18 protein-coding genes and 1 pseudogene are annotated in these 20,397 nt (G+C 59.0%); 12 read left to right on the forward strand and 7 right to left on the reverse strand.

Annotated features, from left to right (window positions below; translation table 11 throughout):
• The first annotated feature begins 1,414 nt into the window (after positions 1-1,414).
• Positions 1,415-1,831, forward strand: coding sequence for a hypothetical protein (locus QCM77_RS31115; protein WP_279686135.1), 417 nt, complete (start codon positions 1,415-1,417; stop codon positions 1,829-1,831).
• A 124-nt stretch (positions 1,832-1,955) separates the two neighbouring features.
• Here the strand turns inward: QCM77_RS31115 and QCM77_RS31120 are convergent, their stop codons facing one another.
• On the reverse strand, positions 1,956-2,240 hold the full coding sequence (locus QCM77_RS31120; RefSeq protein ID WP_279686136.1) for a hypothetical protein: 285 nt from the start codon (positions 2,238-2,240) through the stop codon (positions 1,956-1,958).
• Here QCM77_RS31120 and QCM77_RS31125 point away from each other — a divergent pair.
• Positions 2,233-3,645 (forward strand): mannose-1-phosphate guanylyltransferase/mannose-6-phosphate isomerase, encoded by a 1,413-nt coding sequence (locus tag QCM77_RS31125; RefSeq protein ID WP_279686137.1) that lies wholly within the window; start codon positions 2,233-2,235, stop codon positions 3,643-3,645. The genes QCM77_RS31120 and QCM77_RS31125 overlap by 8 nt on opposite strands.
• Positions 3,646-3,876: 231 nt before the next feature.
• Here QCM77_RS31125 and QCM77_RS31130 read toward each other — a convergent pair whose 3' ends face one another.
• Positions 3,877-5,508, reverse strand: coding sequence for a glycoside hydrolase family 26 protein (locus QCM77_RS31130; RefSeq protein ID WP_279686138.1), 1,632 nt, complete (start codon positions 5,506-5,508; stop codon positions 3,877-3,879).
• 264 nt (positions 5,509-5,772) lie between these two features.
• On the opposite strand from QCM77_RS31130, the gene QCM77_RS31135 reads away from it, so the two are divergent.
• Complete coding sequence (locus QCM77_RS31135) at positions 5,773-6,276, forward strand: hypothetical protein (protein WP_279686139.1); 504 nt, start codon at positions 5,773-5,775, stop codon at positions 6,274-6,276.
• 102 nt (positions 6,277-6,378) lie between these two features.
• On the opposite strand, the gene QCM77_RS31140 is transcribed toward QCM77_RS31135, so the two are convergent.
• From QCM77_RS31140 to QCM77_RS31160, 5 genes are all read right to left on the reverse strand, one after another.
• Entirely contained in the window at positions 6,379-7,029 is a 651-nt protein-coding gene (locus tag QCM77_RS31140; RefSeq protein WP_279686140.1) for a hypothetical protein, read from the reverse strand.
• A 653-nt stretch (positions 7,030-7,682) separates the two neighbouring features.
• A complete protein-coding gene (locus QCM77_RS31145) occupies positions 7,683-8,177 on the reverse strand; it encodes a hypothetical protein (protein WP_279686141.1) in 495 nt (164 codons plus the stop codon).
• A 292-nt stretch (positions 8,178-8,469) separates the two neighbouring features.
• Positions 8,470-8,856 (reverse strand): hypothetical protein, encoded by a 387-nt coding sequence (locus QCM77_RS31150; RefSeq protein WP_279686142.1) that lies wholly within the window; start codon positions 8,854-8,856, stop codon positions 8,470-8,472.
• Positions 8,857-9,133: 277 nt separating this feature from the next.
• Positions 9,134-10,030: a DUF968 domain-containing protein gene (locus QCM77_RS31155; protein WP_279686143.1), complete on the reverse strand. Its 897-nt coding sequence runs from the start codon at positions 10,028-10,030 to the stop codon at positions 9,134-9,136.
• A gap of 108 nt (positions 10,031-10,138) precedes the next feature.
• On the reverse strand, positions 10,139-10,831 hold the full coding sequence (locus QCM77_RS31160) for a YqaJ viral recombinase family protein (RefSeq protein ID WP_279686144.1): 693 nt from the start codon (positions 10,829-10,831) through the stop codon (positions 10,139-10,141).
• A gap of 120 nt (positions 10,832-10,951) precedes the next feature.
• Here QCM77_RS31160 and QCM77_RS31165 point away from each other — a divergent pair, with 120 nt between their 5' ends.
• The 9 genes and pseudogenes from QCM77_RS31165 to QCM77_RS31205 all read left to right on the forward strand — a co-directional run bounded on the left by QCM77_RS31165 (position 10,952) and on the right by QCM77_RS31205 (position 20,375).
• Positions 10,952-11,161, forward strand: a complete 210-nt coding sequence (locus QCM77_RS31165) for a helix-turn-helix domain-containing protein (protein WP_279686145.1) — start codon at positions 10,952-10,954, stop codon at positions 11,159-11,161.
• Positions 11,162-12,959: 1,798 nt separating this feature from the next.
• The gene (locus QCM77_RS31170; RefSeq protein ID WP_279686146.1) at positions 12,960-13,787 is read left to right on the forward strand and encodes a hypothetical protein; all 828 of its coding nucleotides are present in this window, start codon (positions 12,960-12,962) and stop codon (positions 13,785-13,787) included.
• Between the two features lie 36 nt (positions 13,788-13,823).
• Positions 13,824-14,285: a hypothetical protein gene (locus tag QCM77_RS31175; RefSeq protein ID WP_279686147.1), complete on the forward strand. Its 462-nt coding sequence runs from the start codon at positions 13,824-13,826 to the stop codon at positions 14,283-14,285.
• A 96-nt stretch (positions 14,286-14,381) separates the two neighbouring features.
• Positions 14,382-14,477 (forward strand): annotated as a pseudogene (locus QCM77_RS31180) (aldose 1-epimerase family protein); the annotation flags it as partial.
• Between the two features lie 190 nt (positions 14,478-14,667).
• Positions 14,668-15,687 carry an NAD-dependent epimerase gene (locus QCM77_RS31185; protein WP_279686148.1) on the forward strand — a complete coding sequence of 340 codons (1,020 nt, stop codon included), beginning with the start codon at positions 14,668-14,670 and terminating at the stop codon, positions 15,685-15,687.
• 162 nt (positions 15,688-15,849) lie between these two features.
• Positions 15,850-16,920: a GDP-mannose 4,6-dehydratase gene (gene gmd / locus QCM77_RS31190; protein WP_279686149.1), complete on the forward strand. Its 1,071-nt coding sequence runs from the start codon at positions 15,850-15,852 to the stop codon at positions 16,918-16,920.
• Positions 16,901-17,842, forward strand: coding sequence for a GDP-L-fucose synthase (gene fcl / locus QCM77_RS31195; RefSeq protein WP_279686150.1), 942 nt, complete (start codon positions 16,901-16,903; stop codon positions 17,840-17,842). The genes gmd and fcl overlap by 20 nt, the downstream gene beginning before the upstream one ends.
• Positions 17,843-18,017: 175 nt before the next feature.
• Entirely contained in the window at positions 18,018-19,331 is a 1,314-nt protein-coding gene (locus QCM77_RS31200; protein ID WP_279686151.1) for a UDP-glucose dehydrogenase family protein, read from the forward strand.
• A 159-nt stretch (positions 19,332-19,490) separates the two neighbouring features.
• Complete coding sequence (locus QCM77_RS31205) at positions 19,491-20,375, forward strand: aldose 1-epimerase family protein (RefSeq protein ID WP_279686152.1); 885 nt, start codon at positions 19,491-19,493, stop codon at positions 20,373-20,375.
• The last annotated feature ends 22 nt before the right edge of the window (positions 20,376-20,397 follow it).

Below are 20,397 nucleotides of genomic sequence, written 5' to 3' on the forward strand. Positions count from 1 at the left end.
AGCCTTGACGACCGCACCCCGGATCAAGCCTACTTCGATCTTCCTCCGCTCCGCGCGGCGGCCTAACACCGGCAGAGTCTCCACTTATCGACGCGGAATTTTTGTTCAGACAATCGGGACCGGCTCTGTGTACTCCGAGGTGATATCGGAATTGAGCCAGCCAATGGACCCTAAGCCATAGTGCTCGCAATGAGCGCGAATACACCAAGAGATCTAGGCCAGGAAATGTCCTCGCGTAACGGCCAGCTACCCGCGGTGCGGCCCAAAGGGATTTCCGTGTGAAGGCGGGCTCTCTCCCGAATAACCTCGCGGGATTGCCTGAACGTTAATCTGGATCAACGAAGCGCAAGACCAGCAAGACGACCGCGCCGCCTGCAACAGCGGCCAGTACGACTAGCGGCAAAAATCTTTGTAGCCCTCGTAAGCTCGCGCGACTACCGTCGCCCGGACTATTGTATGTCAGGCGGAGCGCCAAGGTGCCTAACCCTAACGCCAAGCGGTCGAGCATGGATCTGGAAGGCATTGCAGGTCGTTCTTGAGGAGCGCTAGAGTTTCGATTCGCTCAACCACAAGCTACGCAGGCTTCGACAATCTTCAACCCCCAAATCTAAATCAACCTGCACATTTTTTGGCCATGCAGAGCCACGCAATGGTCCGCGTGTGTCGGAGTGCTTCAGCCTAACGCATTGTTTGCGGCTTGAGTTGCGCACTCTCTGACAAAGAATTGATAGGCCTCACTGCGTCCTCAGAGACGCTCTTTTGTGGAGGCTGACTACCAGCCCCCCGGGACGAGCGGTCGTCGGAATTGTCTGACGGTGCAAAGGCAGAGAGAGTGTTGCCACGTATGAGAAAAGCTGGCGGCCGGGTCATTCGCGGGGCGCCGAGATAGGGCTCATACTTGAGGTACTCAGTGTGCCGCTTCCGCGAGACGGCTGCACGCGTGGCGTAGCCCGCTCCGAAAAACAATGCAGCCACCACAAACAGTATCAAGAGACCGAGCACACAGCACTCCAATCGGGTGTTGGCTATCCGTCAAATCCAGCTGGAGCAAGTTCCGCGCCACCAACCGGAAAGTTCAAATGCCGCAGCTCCGGCACCCGGTTGGGCCGCACCGACATAGCCAAATGTTATGTGCCTAGTATGTCAACGCTGGCTACCCCCGAAGGTTCTAACCTGCGCGCCAAATACGGCCAATTGACGCCTGGGCCTGTCTTGGCGTTCGGCACCTTCCTAGAATATCGGTGGTGGAGTTTAAGATCGCAGCTTGTGGTAGAGTTAAATTTCAGGCGCTTCCGGATGGCGATCCGCCACCCCTTTAATGGGAGATTCACCAACGGGCAAGCCGACCCCTGCTCTCTTACATATCGTTTAGCGCCATCGTCCATAGTTGGCTCCTCACGTAAGGGAGCGGACCATGTCACGAATTTCATTCGGCGCATCTATCGCTGCGATGCTGATATTGCTCGCGTCAGCGTCTGAAACGAAAGCCACGCCTAACTGCTTGCGCGACAATAAGCCATACAAGCTTGCAGGCGACACTATCGAATGGTCCATGACCATTGGCCCCGGTGCGGATTGTATTCAAGGCCTGCGCTGGTCGACGATGCAGATCTACAGCGTCTCGGTTGTGGAGAAGCCGGAGAGTGGCGAACTCGTTATGGTGGGGCCGGGATTCCGCTATTTCGCGAAACCTGATTTCTCGGGGACGGACAAGTTTACGCTCGTAGTTGTCGGCAAGAATCGTCACGACGAGGGCACCTCCACCGTCCAGATCACGGTGTCTCGGCCGAATGCCCCGTTCGTGGTCAGCGCGGCCAGCCGACCGGACTGAAGATAAATCGTTTGGCGCGGGCCCGCGGCGGTCAACGGCGACGTCAGCTCGTAGCTTTGCGACGACGAGCATCGTGGTGTTGAAGTCGGCGCCCACGATTCGTCTTAAGGTTGAGTGTAGAAAGTTATACACCCATGGTGCTAAGAAACAGCCCGACGAATGATCCCTCTACGGTCTGCGGTCCGCGGGCGGCCCTTCGTGTCAATCTCTCTGCTTGTAAATCGCGATCATGCAGCCGATCCGGCTCTTTAGCCATGGCATGAAAGATGCCTCGCAACTTTGCCTGTATTGACGGCATCGGCGGGGTAGTATCCAAGGTGACCGAGCAGATCCCCGGTGAACGTTCGACTGCCTCAGTTTCGACATCTGGTATCGGGACGACTTCAAGGTTTGAGATGACGATGGACAAACGCATTATCCCCCTGATCATGTGCGGCGGCGCGGGCACGCGGCTGTGGCCGGCTTCGCGCGAGGTGCGGCCGAAGCAGTTTTTGCCGCTGTTCGGAACGCGCTCGACGTTCCAGGACACGCTGCTGCGCGTATCGGACGCCTCGCTGTTCGACCGTCCGATCGTCATCACCAATGCGGCCTATCGCTTCATGGTGCTGGAGCAACTGGCCGAGATCGGCATCGAGGCCGATATCCTGCTGGAGCCGATGCGGCGTGACTCCGGACCTGCGATCGCAGCGGGCGCCGTGTTTGCAGAGAGCCGCGATCGCGAAGCGATCGTGCTGGCGCTCGCTGCCGATCACGTGGTGCGCGACAATGCGGCCTTCGTCGCTGCGTGCCGCCAGGGCCTTGTCGCCGCGGGCGCGGGGCGCATCGTGACCTTCGGCGTCAAGCCGGAACGGCCGGCGACCGAATATGGCTACACCAACCCGGGCGATGCGATCGCAGGCGAGGTGCGGGCCGTCACGAAATTCGTCGAGAAGCCGGATGCGGTGAAGGCGGCGGATTACGTCAAGTCGGGCTATCTCTGGAATAGCGGCAACTTCATGTTTCCGGCCGCTGTCCTGCTCGACGAATATCGCAAGGTGGATACCGCAAGCGTGCAGGCCGTCTCCGAGGCCGTCGCCAATGCCGGGCGCGATCTCGGCTTCGTGACGCTGGAGCCAAAGGCGTTCGGCTCGGCGAAAGCGGTCTCGATCGACTACGCGGTGATGGAAAAGACCGCGCGTGCCGCAGTTGTCCCGGTCGCCTGCGGTTGGTCCGATGTCGGCTCCTGGCATGCGGTGTGGGAGTTGTCGGAGAAGGATGCGGAAGGAAATGCTGCGCATGGCACTGCCGTCTTCGAGGACTCGCGCAACTGCAACGTCACCACCGACCGCGCGCTGGTCGCGCTCGAAGGCGTCGACAATCTCGTCGTGGTCGCCACGCCCGACGCGGTGCTGGTCTCGCGCCAGAAGGATGCCAACGGCCTGAAGCGCCTGGTTGCGAAACTCAAGACCGTGGCGCCGCAGGTCACCGAGGAGCATCTCAAGGTGCATCGTCCCTGGGGCAGCTACCAGTCGGTCGACAATGGCGAGCGCCACCAGGTCAAGCGCATCGTGGTGAAGCCGGGCGGACGTCTATCGCTGCAGAAGCACCATCATCGCGCCGAACACTGGATCGTGGTCCGCGGCGCAGCCCGCGTCACCGTTAACGAGACCGTCAAGACGGTGCACGAGAACGAGTCGATCTACATCCCGATGGGCGCGGTGCACCGGATGGAGAACCCCGGCAAGATCGTGCTGGAACTGATCGAAGTTCAGACCGGCAGCTATCTCAGGGAAGACGATATCATCCGGATTGAAGACGACTATCGTCGCTCGTGAGTGGACGCTGCGCTCCAGGATCTCCGTAGCGGGTGTTCGGCAGACGTGGAAGCCGTCGAGGCATTGCCGCTGGGGGGCATGGTCGGAGACTGGATATCTCCCCGGTCCCGTGGCGAGCCCGATGGGCCGCATCACGCCGAGGGGGTGAACCCAACGGCTGACATGTCGGAGGAGACCGCTCCAGACCTTGCCCGACACCGCTGTTTGGTACCCGATGGCCGACTGGCAAAATTAGTGAATGACGAAGCCGCCGAAATGCGCCTCCATGTAACGAGCGCTGGCTAGACTTGTGTCGGCGGAATGCTCGAGGACTGGATCGTGATCAGCCGCTATCGACCGATGCTCCGACTGGGCATCGTTCACGAGCGCGGTCAAGTGGCTGACCGCAGCATCCGACGCCAAGACATCTCGTGAGAAGCCGTCCGAGCTTCCGGAATTCGCGCCAGTATGCCGATGGAAAACAAGTGTATCGCTTTCAATACCTCCAACCGTGATCGAGAGGGGGCTCGGTCTAGTGGTTAACGCTGGCGCGGAAGCGAAATGAAAAGTACCGTTGGAAACATCGATTGCCTCGCTACCGCCATGCCCGCTGGCGGCCCCGCTGCTGATCTTTGTAGTGCCATCGGACACTGCCGCGGTGCTTCCGGCCGCCCCGCTTCCGGTCGAGGCCGGATGCTTGGCCTTCGTGATGCCGTCGCCGACCGCTTGGCTGTCCGGCGAGGCCAATGACGCAGTCGGCGCAGACGCGGATGATGCGCCGAAATCCTTCGCCCACGCCGCAGCCTCGAGCGGCTTAGCATCGGCTGAATTCGTAAAGTGATATTTTCCGCCGCTATTGGAATCCCAAATGCTCACAAAGCTGACGGGTACCCCTGACTGATGCAGAGTCTGCGAGAGCCACTGCACGAAGGTCGGATTGTCGGCGAGACCTGCGCCGTCATGCGTGTTGCCCGCACCGGTTTCGGCAATCGCGAACGGCTTGCCGGTTGATTTGGCGAGATCGATCAGCTGCTGAAGCGTGGTCGCATGGCCCACGCTGCCATCGAGCGACCATTGGTTGGCGGCCGGGTAGGTGTAGTAATGTTGGAGGTTGACTGGATCCGACGCCCATTGCTGGACACTCGAATCGTAGACCAGGTGGGACGAGTTGAGGACTTGCCCGCTCTTGTCCCAGTCATAGAGGTGCGTCGGCGAGCCGTAGGGAAAGACATCGCCATAGACGTCGGCGGCGATGATATCGACATACTGATTCCCAGGGTAAGCAGTCTGGATGACATTGCCGGCGTGGCTGTAGTTGAGCACGCTCGGATTCCACGCTACCTGGACGCTCACTCCCTCGGCCTTGCCCGCGGCGTGCAAGACCGTGGAGATGTGCTGGAACGCCTTGACCCAATCCGCGCGTGTCGCGGCGTCGTTGCCGGCATAGGACGGCATGGTGTCGATATTCATCTCCCAGCCGGGCCGCCAGATCTGTGTCGCGAAACCGTGGTCGGCCCAGGTCTTGACCATCCCTTTCAGAACGGAATCGTATTTTCCGGCCGCGAAGTCCTTGTAAAACTGATCGGGAGTTCCCGAGCCTGGCGCGGTCGAAGTCATCGGCAACCCGATCACCGGCGTAACGCCTTTAAGCACGGGCGACTGGGCCATTGAGGCTGCATTCCAACTCGCCTGACCAACCCAACCTGAGACCGGCAGGCGCTGATCGCAATATTGGTCGAGGAATTGCGGCTTCGTTTTCATCAAGTCCGAGAAGGCGTTGAAGTTTGTTTCGAAACTCGCCTCCTCACTCGAATCATAATAGTTTGGGTTGCCGACAAAGACGCCGAGAGGAAACGGCGTGGCACCGGTTGCGTTCTGAACCATGTCTCTTGCTTGCTCCCCTTCTCTTTGCTTGATCCCCGGCTGTTGATTCATGTCTAGTCAGAAAATGCGGATTTCTGATGTCATTACTGAACGCCCATCATCGCAACCCGTCACCGGCTATAAGCTCGTGATCACTGAGCGGCTCTAGGAAAACGTACGAGCGAGTGGCAGCAAAGCCAGCCCGTCGGCCTAGGGGTCGTACTCAATAAGGATTCTCACGCGGGCTCAATCGCGCATCAAGGTCTCTGACTGGAGGAGACCTTGATGCGCGAGCAACTTTACTGGTTGAGCGACGCGGAGTGGAAGCGCCTTCAACTCTTACTGCCAAGCGGACGGCGCGGTGCGTATCGGGTGGACAACCGACAGGTGATTAGCGGGATCATGCATATCTACGGCCAGGACGCCACCTTCGGCCTGCTAACATCAAACATCCTCGATTCAGTCTCCCCAACTTCGTGTTGTCGCCACAAACGACACTCACGAATGCGTGACCGCATACGGGGAGAAAAAATGCGCGCGCAGAGATCAACATGGAAGGTCGTGGGGGCCGGAAGGCGTCGCTCGAGCATCGAGCAACTTCAACGTGATCTGGCAGCGGTGAATCGATGTATCGACGTATTGGAGAAAGCTGGTGCCGATCCTCAGGACATTGAAGTTCTGACTGCACATGCGCTAACGATCGCCGAACGGATCGACGAGGAGCGCTGGCTCAATCCCGCCGAAGCGTTGGGGTGGCTATTCGAAAACGCAAACACGCAGGGTCGCTGAAGTGCAGGGACCGGCCTGAGGATATCCGCTTCTGCTGGGCAACAGGTTCCAGAGCGGACATTGGGCGGCTCCAGAGAGCGACCGGTGGTTGTCAGAAACCTGCTACTTGCAGCCGCGGCAGATCGTGAGCTTGCGCTTCAAGTTCTCTTCTTCCGCTCGATCGACCGATTGGTGTCCTGCGATGCTATCTGACTCTTGACTGTGTTTGGACTGTTTTGCCGAGCGCGACCTGACCGGTCGCGTCGCCTGGCTTGACGTGTCACTGTCGTCGACGATATCGACGCTAAAGCCATCGTAGTCGGTGCCTGCTTTAGACGACGGCGCGAGTCTGCCGATGACCTGCGCGGACGAAACGTTGTCGGACGCCGTCGGTGGTGTGTCCTTCGCAGTGACAGATGGCAGGGCTTCCGCGGTGATCGCCCGTGGTCGCGCATCCTTGGCGGATGGGGGTGGTACCGAACGCTTGGCAGTCGCTGTTGGCGGCGGAACGTCATCCGTCGCCGATGACGATGACGGTTCAACATTGGGCTTCGCAGATTGCGCAGAACTTTTGGTCGCCAGGGGCGACACGTTGGGCGGCGCCATTGGCGGCCAAACGCTGTTGGTGGTGGTGGTCGGAGGTGCCGAATCTTGTTCAGCCGACGGCGGCGTAGGCGAAAGCGGCGAGGCAAGCGAAGTTTGACATCTTGCGCTGTCTTGCAACCAAAGACTGGAAGACAACAAGCCAAAGGCAAATAGGGCGGCGTTTTTCATTCGCGTCCTACAAATCGTTTCGATCGAAGTAATTGATCGCGCAACTCTGTTGGCCACGCTTCGGTGAGAAATAGCTATTGCTCACTTGGCGATCAAAGTTGACGGAAATGGGGAGCGATGGGCGGAAACAAGTGATTCTTCGGGGGGCGTTTATGCCGCAAGGCGCATTTCGTTGCGGTAATGCCTAATTATCGGAAGTCACGTCGAAATTGTTTGCATTATCCGCGGCATCATTGATGTAGCCGCACTTCCGGCGCCGGCTGAGCGTGCGGATGGTTAAATAACTTCGCCGAGGTCGAGGCTGTCGAAGCGCTCGCCGCAGGCGCAGTGGCCAGCCTTCGGTGAGAACTGGTTTGCCGACCCGTCTTGGGTAGTGTCAAACTGTTCAATGAGCTTCTGCTTTCGAAGCAGGCAGGGTTAATGGCTGCAACCAGAAAGTCGTGAGGTTTCGAGAGCCCGAGATATTCGAGGATATCTCGTCCGAGTTCGCGGCTGTGGCAGAGCTAGGCTGCGGAACAGTGCTTTGGCATGGGTCGATCAAACGGCGCAGAGCTCTTTGAACAGCGCGCCGATCCTCCGACGCACCTGCAGCACAAAAGCGCCATCCCAGGCGGCCGCGCGGAAGACCTTTCGCTCCAGCACCGGAAGTGGCCTTACAAAACCACACGATTGCGTTTCCGAGGCGGAGGGTTTTTCGACCTCGTGACCATGGCGATACCCCTCTCGATCTCTAAGCTTGAATACTTGCCGCCAAAATGTTCGCGTTCCTTCAGAATTTGATGAGCAGCCAGGCGTAGGGCACCCCTAACGATTTTTTCCATCCCTGCTGTGTACTCAAACGCGCGATAGCCTTCGAGAGAATCAAATTGAGCTTCCTTGAGCCTCAAAGCTAGTTTCTCGTTGTTGGGGTCGAGAAGCTCTCCGCTTAAAGCCAGTAGATCTTGCTGCGCGTCGACAAGCTCCAGCACATTCTGCATGATCGGTGCAGCCGACGTGCTTCCAGCTATCGTGCGCAGAATGATTGCGGAAAGATTGGCCAACAGTCGAGCAACTCGCTGTTTCGCACGCATGAGTTTTATGTCGTAGTCGGCGTTTTGGCTGACCAATTTGACCGCCGGCGGTTCATCTCCTCCGCTGCGTTTAGTCATGGCAATTCCTTCACTTTATCGGCCTCTTTTTCCGTCGACTTCCCGCAGATGTGGTCGCGCAGACTACGAAATCGGAAAAATACGCGTTGTTAGTGATGTGAGGCGTTCCGGGCGAGTTAGACGCCCCGCTAGTTGCCGGACACCGCTTGGATCTAGGAAAAATGGCTTTGTATAAGGCGCAACAGTCCTGCACCATTCTGCACTATGTCCGCGCACGTGTTATTTCGTTGACCCTTATTCAACTCTCCCATTCGGGTTCGATGTCGAGACCGGCTGTCCTGCTTCCAGACGGTCAGGCTGTGTTTCCCCCTCCAATTGGGCGCGTTGGGAGATCATATCTCGCCAACTCGAATCCCATGATTTCGGAAACCCACGCAATCCGAACGTCGTTGATCGTATCGAGATATTGCGAGTGAAGGTGATATAGGTTGATCGACGGAGATGGCTGGATGTTTCTCCACCATGTGGTGCCATTGACGAGATGCACCAAGAAGTTTTCGCAGTCGCCTTGTTGAGCTAGAATTTTCCTGGACATTTCTAGTTGTGCGCCTTCTCGGTAAATCAAATACGAGCCGCGCATTTTGCCGACTCTGACGTTGAGCGCGAGGTGCGCGCCACCAGCGACACAACGATTAGTTTCTGCAAATTTGACTTCGTCGTTTGCCGTGATCTCACCCACTACTGGGACGGCCTTAGCTGCCCAAGCGTAGGCATCCGGCGCGTAGCTAAAGCCTAACAGTTCGTAGGGTACGCGAAGGACGCGCGACCGATTTCCATGGCGCGATTGGCGTCGAGCCATGTGTCGCATTGCTCCAATTTTCGAATGGTCTCGCCGGAAGTTCCGAGTTTATTCCCCAGGTCCGCTCTGTTGAGGCCAGCCTTAATGCGAAAGAATCGGATGGAATTACGGGGCGGTGCGGTTTTGAGCCGGCTTCCCTCCTTTCGTGAAACCCGACTCATTGTCTTCGCGCCTCCGCAACGGTGACCGTTTCAGCAAGAGACGACGTCTCCCCGACGTCCGAATGGGCCGGGCTCGTAACCCATAGCTCTTTTGCAACTTGCAAGGGTTCTAGTTGCAGATTGGTCCACCATGCGCGCTCGTTTCCGTGCCGATGCAGAGCTTGGTGGTGAGACCGACAGAGTGGAACGGTGAATTCATCGCTGACTTTCCTTCCTAAGGTGCTTGGCTGGGCAAACTTCAAATGATGGGCATCAGCTGGGGATCTTTGACAAACAAGACAGCCTTGTCCGCGGACGAAGGCGAGATGAGCTTTGCTTCTCTTGCGCGGAGACTCCTTGGGACAGGCAAGAACGCGATCTTCTTCGCAGGCGCGGTGAGGAGAACAGCGGTCCTCGCATGGAGCCTCCTGCAGACGACTTTTGCTGTCCGGAGAGTTCGTCGGATCGGCATAAGGCCGTGACTCTGTGTTCACATCTGACAAACCTATCGCGTCATCCTCTACGACGAAGCCGACCAAGGTGAGGAGACCGTAGTGGCGAGCATCAGTTAGTACCGGTTCTATCTGGTGCGGCGTCTTGACATCCACGGAGACTGGGAGGTCAGAGGATATCCATTCTCCGGAAACGTGCGCGAGCAGGGTCCTGAGGTACATTTGGCCCGTCGCCTGCTCGGTCCGGGTGGCCTGAATGACGGCAATCTCCTGCCGACTGAGTGTTCTCCGAACAATGTCAAAGCCGGCGGCCAATGATGCCTGGCGCACGGTGCGGTGCTCAGCTTGCACGAGCGAGGATCGGATCGTAGAATTCATCGTCTTTTCCAGGTTCAGGAGCTCGGCCTGAGCGCGGGCAACACCGGCTGCAATGGTCTCGATGTGTTCACTGGACTGATGCATGATCACCTTCTCTTGGCTAATTTTTCGAAGCTGAGCTCGCACGGAACGTTTAGGGTCTGATCCGGTGACCTATCTCTCTGTTTCCCGGTGCAATCATCTTCGGGCCCGCTATGCGCTCTCTTGCTCGCCGTGTGCATCGCGGGTTCTGAGATGCGAGGCTGGGATGTCCGCCCATTGTGCGGAGGCAGACATGTCGATGACCTTGATTAAATTCATTCTTAGTCTCGGGGCTTCAATGCCGAAAAGAGCAGGCGGCTCGCCTATCTGAACGCAGCGCAAAAATTTCTTCTCAGCCGTCAGCAGAAGATGCTGATAGAGCGGATCGGCAGGTACGGTCATTTCGATCCACTTCCCATCCCCAGTGATGATCGAGAGAAGCGCAAACCGCGCAGCCATGACCCACATGGAATGTTGCAGCTGCGCCATGTGTAGGTTCGCCATTTCCGGCTCGGAGAAATGCCCGGACGGCAAAAAGCTCGCGCGGAAGACCGCCCCCGTATCCCGGACACGACCGTTAACGTCAGCTCTCATCCACTTGTGGATCGGATGTCGGACGGTTCGCCGGACATCTTGAACTGTGTGGCCACTCGTACGCTCGTACAGCTTTCGATTGAGATGCTCGGTGATGCTGCCGAGTTGGACGATCAGATCATTGCTGAGGTCCAGCGGAAGGGCCTCCCCGCGCTTTTCACGCCAAAGCCTGATCAGCCTGTCTTGGTCGCCTCCCATAATGATCCGGGCGTCGGATCCACCTATAAAGCTGCTGCGATTGCCTGAATCATGTAGCATCCGAAAAGTCATGTCCGCCCTCGAATTCTGCGTGTTTAACTGAAATCAGAATAAAAGCATGATAATACTAAAATCAGTAAAATCAACTGAAATAAGTAAAAAAGAATGACTCTCCGCTCGGTGCAGTGCCGTATGGCCCGTGCGGCCCTAGGATGGAGTGTTCGCGATCTTGCTTCGGAGGCCAAAGTGGCGATCGACACCGTGGCGAGGTTTGAGCGCGGGGACGAGCTAAAGGAGCGAACGATCGATGCAATCCGCTCAGCGCTGGAGATCGGAGGCGTTGAATTTATCGACGAGAATGGTGGCGGCGCGGGGGTCCGGCTACGCAAGCCCTCGCGCTAATTTCTATGCTGCACCGCTTGGAGCTTTCGCTCAGGCCGCCGCCGCTCCTGCATCAACGTGGTTGCGAGTGAGCGCCTGGTCAGCCGCTATAGCGGGCCGAGGGGCGGGTTTCTCGTCCGTGGCAAGCATTGTGCTTTCACCTTTGAAACCAGCGCGAGATAGTGTGTCGTTCATGATTACCGGCGGAATCTCACGACGCACGTGAACAATGGTCGCGTAGATTTCTCGTACACTGCTTCACTCTGGACGTTCACCTTCGACTCGGCGTCGCCTCCGTCTCCGCGTCATTTCGGGCGAGGCGTAGACGTTATTCGTCGGCGGACTTATTTGCGAGGTGGGAGTCGGCAGGATCCAAGCCGAGCTCGGTCACGCCCTTCGAGGGTTCGGTTCGTAGGAGCGCCTGGAAGTCGTCGTCGTAAGTCACGATACTCCGGCGATCGCCGCCGGGGCGAAACGGCGGCAGCTTGAGCAGCCAAGCCGATGCGGACGTTTGCCGAGCTCGTTGCGGAGATGATGGCGGCTGATCTGGCTGACGCCAAACGGGACGTCGCCAGCGGTCGGCCCGTTTGAGCTGAAGCGCGGGAACGTCGATGCCGACGTGCCTATAGCCCGCATCTATTTACTTCGTTCAAACGCCAACGGTCGAGCGGTTTGATAACGACAGTTACCCGGTTGCGTCCTGTTTGCGGCCTGTTATCGGCATCAACAGGAAACTGTCATAAGCGCCCAATAAACGGCGGAAACTTTGTGCTAATTCGGATCGGCTCGCGTCTATTAATCGCGCCAAGACCTGTTCTTGGCCTATAATTTTCGCAAAATTCCCTGTTATTGCTTGGTTAGAAATCCGGCGACGGTAGGCAATGCGCCAATCAGTCCGATGCGGTGAACATAGGCGCGTATGCCAAGCATCACGAGTGCGTAGTGCGCCAAGCTCGCGATTAAAAATCCGATGCCATGTCGCATCCCGCTTTTCCTTGTCATCGCGAACGGGCCTCCTTCCTGGACTCAAGCGGGGACGTGCGATCCGGTATGGCGAGATTGGCTACAGCGTGAACAGGACTTGCCGCCATATCTTGTTCGCGACCGGCAGGGGAGATATCTGGCATGGCCGTTCGGCGGCGCGCAAGCCGCCGCAATCAGTCTTGAAAAACGATATCAAATATGCGCCCGCTGCATGACGCTGGAAACCGTCGCAGGCTTGGTGATTGTCCGACCTTTAGCCCACAACGGCGCTTCCGGTCGTCAGCCACTCTAACTTCAAAAGCCGATCTTAGGCCCTGCAAAAGGGGTCAAAACCATGAAGGGGTCGATAGATTTCGCCGCCCTTGGTGCACGACCTGATGCCGTAGCTGCGCCCTCTCTTGCTGCATGACTAGGTCGGTGCGATTTGCGCGATGATGGTGATCGATCTCGCTTATGACTGCCGAATTCAGAGGAGGAACCTGAACTCGTAAGGGCTAGGCTGCACGAGCGCGAAAGATAAACGATGGGGTCGACGGTTATTTTTGCCCCCGCACTAGCGAATTGAAGCTCCACCTAAGAAAGGAATTTTGCTTCAAAGTGCGCTCAACAACACGTCGCGCTTGTCGAACGCATTGACCGCCTCCATGGTTTTGACTCATGCAGCGCACTGCAGTCACTTGTTGAAGCAGAAGAACAAGAAGATCTGCATAACGGAATATCTGCGCTACAACAGGTCAGCTAAATCATTCGTGAATCGAAATTAACGCATTATCACTTAGAATATCGGCGAATCACTGTATCGTTTGATTCGACGGGCCGAGTAGTCGGAGTAACAATGAAAGTACCAGTCGAAGCGCAGACTGAGGCTGCACACGTTTTGGCCGCCAAGATCCCAGATCATATCATTGGATTGTTTGTCGAGCCAGTTTTGCTCAAGAGCGAAGACCCCAAGCTTTATTGGAACATGGTCTCCGCGATGATCGATGAGCACCGGCCGAAGAGCTTGTTGGATTGGATTGAACTCAACGACCTTGTCACAAAACTATGGGAAGAACGTGTTTTGCGGCGCGCAACCAACGCCATTATCCGTGGGGGCCAACGGCTGGCAGTGGAGCAGTTCTTGACTGAGATCCGCCCAGGCGAAGATGGATTGAATTCGGCGGCAAATAAAGCCGAACGCAGAGCCAATAAGTATTTCAGCGCAAACAAGAAAGAAAGTGACGAAACTCGATCGCAGCTTGCGAAGTATGAAATCACGGAAGCAGAAATACTCGCCCGATCAGCACAGAATAATATAGACGCCATCTTGACGTTTGAGGGCATGATGTCAACCCGCGAACGCAGCCGCCGAAAACTCCAAAAAGAAATTAGAACGCGCCGGTCTTCCCGAGAGGTGAACACGCAAGCGCTCGGAAATATAAGCGCGGGTCTGCAGGGGTCTTGCCAAGAGGTGAACACGGGGGCGAACGAGAATTATGATGCGCATCATCGTGTTCACCTCCAGCCTTCCCAAGACCAGCCTTCCCAAGAGGAGGCGGCACCAACCGACAGAGTAGATGCTCCTCACACTAGCCAATTCGGGCCTTGCCAAGAGGTGAAGTCGGAAGCGAAGCGGGATGGAGCGAGCATCACTCGAACGAGCATAGGTCTCGCCAAGAAGTAAGAGCAAAAACGGTCGGTAAATAAGACGTGCATCATCATGGCCACTGAAAAGCAGATCAGAGCTAACCGCGAGAATGCCAAGCGGAGTACAGGGCCGAAAAGTCTGGCCGGGCGGATAAAGTCGAGCCGCAATGCCCTGCGCCATGGTCTTTCAATTCCCGCAGCCATTAGTCCTCCAGCCGGGACGCAAGCTTACGGATTAGCGGAACTGTTGACGCCGGAAGGCGCCAGCCAGCTACAGAGGCTAGCAGCGCTGGAAATGGCACAGGCCCAAGCACAGTTGCTGCGGATTGCAGCTGTACGGAAAGCCTTGCTAGCAAAGCTGGCTCTGCAGTCTCCTTCCCTTGAACAGGTAAAACGCTTGGCGGCATTGGAACGCTATGAATGTCGAGCCCAGAGGCAACGCCGTCGAGCGATAGGCCGGCTTCGCGGCACTGAACCGATAGATGATGGAGTTGAGGGAGCAAGCGCAAAATTTGGCAAAACGAACCCAATTTGAGCGAGCCTGCGGCGCTGGGCTAAAGGGTAAGTTGCCTAATCAAGCGTTGTTTACGCGCTGGAATGAAGGGTTCGGAAGGTCTGGAGATCGCTAATTATGACCGACGACACGCACACGATCCGCAGCGGCCGACTCTCCGCGACCATCAAGGCGCAAGGCGCCGAATTGTGCTCGCTCAGGCACGAGAGCGGCTACGCGGCCGGGCAGGCGCTATCGTTCGAACGTCCTCGTGGGCGGATAGCATGCGAGGATGCATGACACCATCATGTTTCCTACACATTTCGATGCGCTTACATGGATGCGCTCGGTTTGATGATTGTCGTGATCGTCCAAACCTTGTCTCTCATGTCCTGGTCTGACATTGCTTCGCGGAATGAACGAGATGACAACTTTGCGGCCAGTGATCGTTACCGGTGCTGCCGGTTTTATCGGAATGCACGTTTGTGAACGGCTGTTGGCACGTGGCGAACAGGTCGTTGGCATCGATGCCCTCACGCCATATTACGATCCGGCGCTGAAGCGTGCGCGCCTCGCAACGCTCGAGCACCGTCCGGGGTTCAAATTCTACGAGATTGATCTTGCAGACTTCGCCGCGGTGACGCGTGTGTTCGACGAGGTCTCGCCCGATCGCATGGTGCACCTTGCGGCGCAGCCCGGCGTGCGCGCGTCGATCGACGATCCCATCACCAGCATCCGCGCCAATTGTGATGGCTTTGTCACCGTGCTCGAAGCCGGCCGGCGCCACGGTCTGGCGCATCTCGTCTACGCCTCGTCGAGCTCCGTGTACGGCGCCAACCGCACCTTGCCGTATTCGACCGAGCATTCGGTCAACCATCCGGTCAGCCTCTATGCCGCGAGCAAGAAAGCCAACGAATTGATGGCGCACACGTTCGCGCATGTTCACAAGCTACCGGTGACCGGTCTTCGCTTCTTCACTGTCTATGGTCCATGGGGCCGGCCCGACATGGCCGCTTATCTCTTTACGCGCGCGATTTTCGCGAATGAGCCGATCAAGATTTTCAATAACGGCGATATGTGGCGCGATTTCACCTATGTCGACGACATCGTCGAGGGTGTGATCCGCACCCTCGATCGGCCTGCGACGCCGAATCCCGCGTGGAACGCCGAGCAGCCGGAAAACTCGACGAGCTATGCGCCCTATCGCGTCTACAACATCGGCAACAACAGGTCAGTCAAACTGATCGAGTTTGTCGAAACGCTTGAGAAGATCATCGGCAAGCCGGCGATCCGCCAGCTCTTGCCGATGCAGGCCGGAGACGTCCTGGAGACGCGCGCCGACATTTCCGCCCTCCAGCGCGACGTCGGTTTCGCGCCATCGACCCCGCTCGCGGACGGTCTCGGCCGCTTCGTCGAATGGTATCGAAAGTACCACGGCGTGTGATGCCGCGACCGGCGACACATGCGTGTTGCCCGGGAAGGCCGGTTCTTACACTGGTTCTTGCGCTGGTTCGTGCGCTTTTGGCCGCCGGTGACCTTGTCAGCTGGCGCGAACGGTGGTTATCCCGTCTTCTGAACCACTTTCACGGGAACCAGGCGCAGGCCCATGGCTGAGCGGATCGCTCTCATCACCGGCATTACGGGCCAGGACGGCGCCTATCTCGCCGAATATCTGTTGTCGCTCGGCTATGTCGTGCACGGCATCAAGCGGCGCTCGTCCTCGTTCAACACCGCGCGGGTCGATCATCTCTACCAGGACCCGCATGTCGGCAACGTGCCGTTCCTGATGCATTACGGCGACATGACGGACTCGACCAATCTGATCCGGCTGGTGCAGCAGATCCGGCCGACCGAGATCTACAATCTCGCAGCCCAGAGCCACGTCGCCGTCTCCTTCGAAAGCCCGGAATACACCGCCAATGCCGACGGCATCGGCGTCCTGCGCCTGCTGGAAGCGGTCCGCATCCTCGGCATGGAGAAGGAGACGCGGTTCTACCAGGCCTCGACCTCCGAGCTCTATGGGCTCGTGCAGGAGATCCCGCAGAAGGAGACCACGCCGTTCTATCCGCGCTCGCCTTACGGCGTCGCAAAGCTCTACGGCTACTGGATCACGGTGAACTACCGCGAAGCCTACGGCATGTTCGCGAGCAACGGCATCCTGTTCAACCATGAGAGCCCGATCCGCGGCGAGACCTTCGTCACCCGCAAGATCACGCGCGGCGTCGCCCGCATCGAGGTCGGGCTGGAGGAGACGCTCTATCTCGGCAATCTCTCCGCCAGGCGCGACTGGGGTCATGCGCGCGACTATGTCGAGGGCATGCACAAGATCCTGCAGGCCGACAAGCCCGACGACTTCGTGCTCGCCACCGGCGAGATGCACTCGGTGCGTGAGATGGTCGAGTTGTCGTTCGCGCAAGTCGGCCGCCGCATCGCATGGCGCGGCAAGGGCGTCGACGAGACCGGCGTCGATGAGACGAGCGGCAAGACCGTGGTGAAGATCGATCCGACCTATTTCCGTCCGACTGAAGTCGATCTCCTCGTCGGCGACGCCAGCAAGGCGCGCGAGGTGCTTGGCTGGAAGCCGAAGCGGAGCTTCGCAGAGCTCGTCGCGGAGATGATGGCGAGCGATCTGGCGGAGGCAAAGCGGGACGCGGGCCATGGCAAACGCACCGTTTGAGCTGACAGGCAAAAGCGTCTACGTCGCCGGCCATCGCGGCATGGTCGGCAGCGCGATTGCGCGCCGGCTCGAACGGGAAGACGTCAAGCTCGTCACCGTGGACCGGCGCGAGGTCGATCTCTGCAACCAGGCCGCGGTGTTCGACTGGTTCGCGCGCGTGCGGCCGCAGGTGATCTTCCTCGCCGCGGCAAAGGTCGGCGGCATCGTCGCCAATAACACGCTGCGCGCCGAGTTCATCTACGACAACATCGCAATCGCGGCCAATGTGATCCAGGCCGCGCATCAGAACGGCGCCGAGAAGCTGATGTTTCTGGGCTCGTCCTGCATCTACCCGAAGCTGGCACCACAGCCGCTGCGCGAACATTCCGTGCTGACCGGCCCGCTGGAGCCGACCAACGAGCCCTATGCAATTGCAAAAATCGCCGGCATCAAGATGGCGGAGGCCTATCGCAGCCAGTATGGGTGCGACTTCATCAGCGTGATGCCGACCAATCTCTACGGCCCCGGCGACAATTATCATCCCGAAATGAGCCACGTGGTCGCGGCCCTGATCCGCCGCTTCCACGAGGCGAAGGTTTCGGGCGCGAAGCGTGTCATTGTGTGGGGCACCGGCACGCCGCGGCGCGAGTTCCTTTATGTCGACGACATGGCGGATGCCTGCGTGCACCTGATGAAGACCTATTCGAGCGCCGAGCTGGTCAACATCGGCACCGGCGAGGACATCACCATCGCCGAGTTCGCGCGCGTGGTGGCCGAAATCGTCGGCTACAGCGGCGAGATCGGTTTCGACAGCTCGCGGCCCGATGGCACGCCACGCAAGCTGCTCGACGTCAGCCGCCTCGCCAGGCTCGGCTGGCGCGCGACGACATCGCTTCACGATGGCTTGAAGTGTGCCTACGCGGCGTATCTGTCGCATACGTAGAATGCAGCAAATGCATGTCGCGGGTTTCAGGAATTGTCCGCAACGCCTGTCACGCGCGGCGGCTAAGGTTTATTCGGTTCGAGAAGCAACCTGCCCTAATGTTGGGCGTGCGGCCGGATAGAGAAATGTCTAGGGTGTTCAGTGGAACATCCGTCTTCAACGGAAAGAGTTTTTCATGCGAATCGCGATGATCGGAACGGGCTATGTGGGACTGGTGTCCGGAGCCTGCTTTGCGGATTTCGGTCACGACGTCACCTGCGTCGACAAGGACGAGAAGAAGATCGCTGCACTTCATCGCGGCGAGATCCCGATCTACGAGCCCGGGCTCGACGAACTCGTTGCGACCAACGTCAAGGCCAAGCGGCTTGAGTTCACCACCGACCTGTCGAAGCCGGTCGCGGATGCCGATGCCGTGTTCATCGCGGTCGGCACGCCGTCGCGCCGCGGCGACGGCCACGCCGATCTGTCCTACGTCTACGCCGCGGCGCGCGAGATCGCGCAGTCGCTGTCCGGCTTCACCGTCGTCGTGACCAAGTCGACCGTTCCGGTCGGCACCGGCGACGAGGTCGAGCGCATCATCCGCGAGACCAACCCCAAGGCCGAAATCGTCGTCGCCTCGAACCCCGAATTCCTGCGCGAGGGCGCTGCGATCCGCGACTTCAAGTTCCCCGATCGCGTCGTCGTCGGCACCTCCGACGAGCGCGGCCGCAAGGTGATGGGCGACATCTATCGGCCGCTGTCGCTGAACCAGGCGCCGCTGATGTTCACGGAGCGCCGCACCGCCGAGATGATCAAATACGCCGCCAACGCCTTCCTCGCGACCAAGATCACCTTCATCAACGAGATCGCGGATCTGTCGGAGAAAGTCGGCGCCAACGTGCAGGAGGTCGCGCGCGGCATTGGCCTGGACAACCGCATCGGCACCAAATTCCTGCACGCTGGTCCCGGCTTCGGCGGCTCGTGCTTTCCGAAGGACACCAAGGCGCTGATCAAGATCGCGCAGGACTACGACGTGAGCTTGCGCATCGTCGAATCCGTGCTGGCGGTCAACGAGAACCGCAAGCGGGCGATGGCCCGCAAGGTCAGCCAGGCGCTCGGCGGCTCGCTGCGCGGCAAGACCATCGCCGTGCTCGGTCTCACCTTCAAGCCCGACACCGACGACATGCGCGATGCGCCGTCGATCCCGCTGGTCACCGGCCTGCTCGACATGGGCGCGAAGGTGAAGGCGTTCGATCCCGTCGGCATGGAGCAGGCCAAGGGCGAGCTTCCCAACATCACCTATTGCGAGGATGCCTATTCCTGCGCGGAAGGCGCCGATGCGATCGTCATCGTCACCGAATGGGTGCAGTTCCGCGCGCTCGACCTCGACCGGCTGAAGGCGACCATGGCGCAGCCCGTCGTCGTCGACCTCCGCAACATCTACCGCCCCGAGGACATGGCTGCGGCCGGCTTCGTCTATGAGAGCATTGGACGGTCGTCCCAAGCTTGACAGGCAAGCCCGACAGCTAAGCCTGGCGCGGCAATGCGGAGCTGAGCTTCGCTCGCCCCATCCCGGGGCGGGCGAAATCTTCTCCAATGCGGTATGGTCTGCTCGCACGAGGCGGCGGCACTTCGCCCGTTAGCCTCGATTTACGCGATGAGGACGGTCATGACCGATGACACGCACACGATCCGCAGCGGCGGGCTTACCGCGACCATCAAGGCGCAAGGCGCCGAGATGTGTTCGCTGACGAGCGATGCCGGCATCGAATTCGTCTGGCAGGCGGAGCCGGCCTGGCCGCGCCATGCGCCGCTGCTGTTTCCGATCGTCGGGCGTCTCGCCAACGACGAATTGCGGCACCGGGGCAGGACCTACCGGATGACCCAGCACGGCTTCGCGCGTGACAGCCGCTTTGCGTGGGCGGAACGCGGCGAAAGTCGCTGTGTCCTGGTGCTCGAAGACAGCGAGACGACGCGCGCGCTCTACCCCTTCGCGTTCCGCCTGGTTGTGACCTACACGCTCGACGAGGCCGGACTCGACTTGGCGCTGAAGATCGTCAACACCGGCGAGGAGACGCTGCCGGCGTCGGTCGGCGGCCATCCCGCCTTCAACTGGCCGCTTCAGGCTGGATTGCCGAAGGAGAGCTACGCGCTGACCTTTGACAACGAGGAGTCATCTCCGGTTCGCCGTATCGACGGCGGGCTGCTGCTTGCGGCAACGGATCCGAGCCCCGTCCGAGGCGCTGTGCTTCCTCTGTCGGAATCCCTATTCACCATCGACGCCGTGATCTTCGATCGCATCAACAGCCATGCGGTCCGCTATGCGGCCGGGCCGGACGCCGGACCGTGGCTCAAAATGTCATGGCGCGGTTTTCGCGAGCTGGGCGTCTGGTCGAAACCGACAGGCGCGCCGTTCCTCTGCATCGAGCCCTGGCGCGGCTATGCCAGTCCCGCCGGCTTCGATGGCGAGTTCAGCGACAAGCCGGGCCTGATGCACATCGCAGCCGGCGCAGAAGAGCTTTTGTCATTCCGGATCGAGGTCGGATCGTCCTGAGGCCGGACGGCCTTCGCGCATC

Origin of the sequence: Bradyrhizobium nivariense, assembly GCF_029846695.2 — a bacterium.
Lineage (GTDB): Bacteria > Pseudomonadota > Alphaproteobacteria > Rhizobiales > Xanthobacteraceae > Bradyrhizobium.

Bases quoted from the DNA above. Each gene is read 5' to 3' on its own strand.
- QCM77_RS31170 (WP_279686146.1), top strand. From the start codon at position 12,960: ATGAAAGTACCAGTCGAAGCGCAGACTGAGGCTGCACACGTTTTGGCC.
- QCM77_RS31135 (WP_279686139.1), top strand. From the start codon at position 5,773: ATGCGCGAGCAACTTTACTGGTTGAGCGACGCGGAGTGGAAGCGCCTT.
- QCM77_RS31205 (WP_279686152.1), top strand. From the start codon at position 19,491: ATGACCGATGACACGCACACGATCCGCAGCGGCGGGCTTACCGCGACC.
- QCM77_RS31155 (WP_279686143.1), bottom strand. From the start codon at position 10,030: ATGCATCAGTCCAGTGAACACATCGAGACCATTGCAGCCGGTGTTGCC.
- QCM77_RS31165 (WP_279686145.1), top strand. From the start codon at position 10,952: ATGGCCCGTGCGGCCCTAGGATGGAGTGTTCGCGATCTTGCTTCGGAG.
- gmd (WP_279686149.1), top strand. From the start codon at position 15,850: ATGGCTGAGCGGATCGCTCTCATCACCGGCATTACGGGCCAGGACGGC.
- QCM77_RS31115 (WP_279686135.1), top strand. From the start codon at position 1,415: ATGTCACGAATTTCATTCGGCGCATCTATCGCTGCGATGCTGATATTG.
- QCM77_RS31140 (WP_279686140.1), bottom strand. From the start codon at position 7,029: ATGAAAAACGCCGCCCTATTTGCCTTTGGCTTGTTGTCTTCCAGTCTT.
- QCM77_RS31175 (WP_279686147.1), top strand. From the start codon at position 13,824: ATGGCCACTGAAAAGCAGATCAGAGCTAACCGCGAGAATGCCAAGCGG.
- QCM77_RS31160 (WP_279686144.1), bottom strand. From the start codon at position 10,831: ATGACTTTTCGGATGCTACATGATTCAGGCAATCGCAGCAGCTTTATA.
- QCM77_RS31185 (WP_279686148.1), top strand. From the start codon at position 14,668: ATGACAACTTTGCGGCCAGTGATCGTTACCGGTGCTGCCGGTTTTATC.
- QCM77_RS31200 (WP_279686151.1), top strand. From the start codon at position 18,018: ATGCGAATCGCGATGATCGGAACGGGCTATGTGGGACTGGTGTCCGGA.
- fcl (WP_279686150.1), top strand. From the start codon at position 16,901: ATGGCAAACGCACCGTTTGAGCTGACAGGCAAAAGCGTCTACGTCGCC.
- QCM77_RS31130 (WP_279686138.1), bottom strand. From the start codon at position 5,508: ATGGTTCAGAACGCAACCGGTGCCACGCCGTTTCCTCTCGGCGTCTTT.
- QCM77_RS31145 (WP_279686141.1), bottom strand. From the start codon at position 8,177: ATGACTAAACGCAGCGGAGGAGATGAACCGCCGGCGGTCAAATTGGTC.
- QCM77_RS31125 (WP_279686137.1), top strand. From the start codon at position 2,233: ATGGACAAACGCATTATCCCCCTGATCATGTGCGGCGGCGCGGGCACG.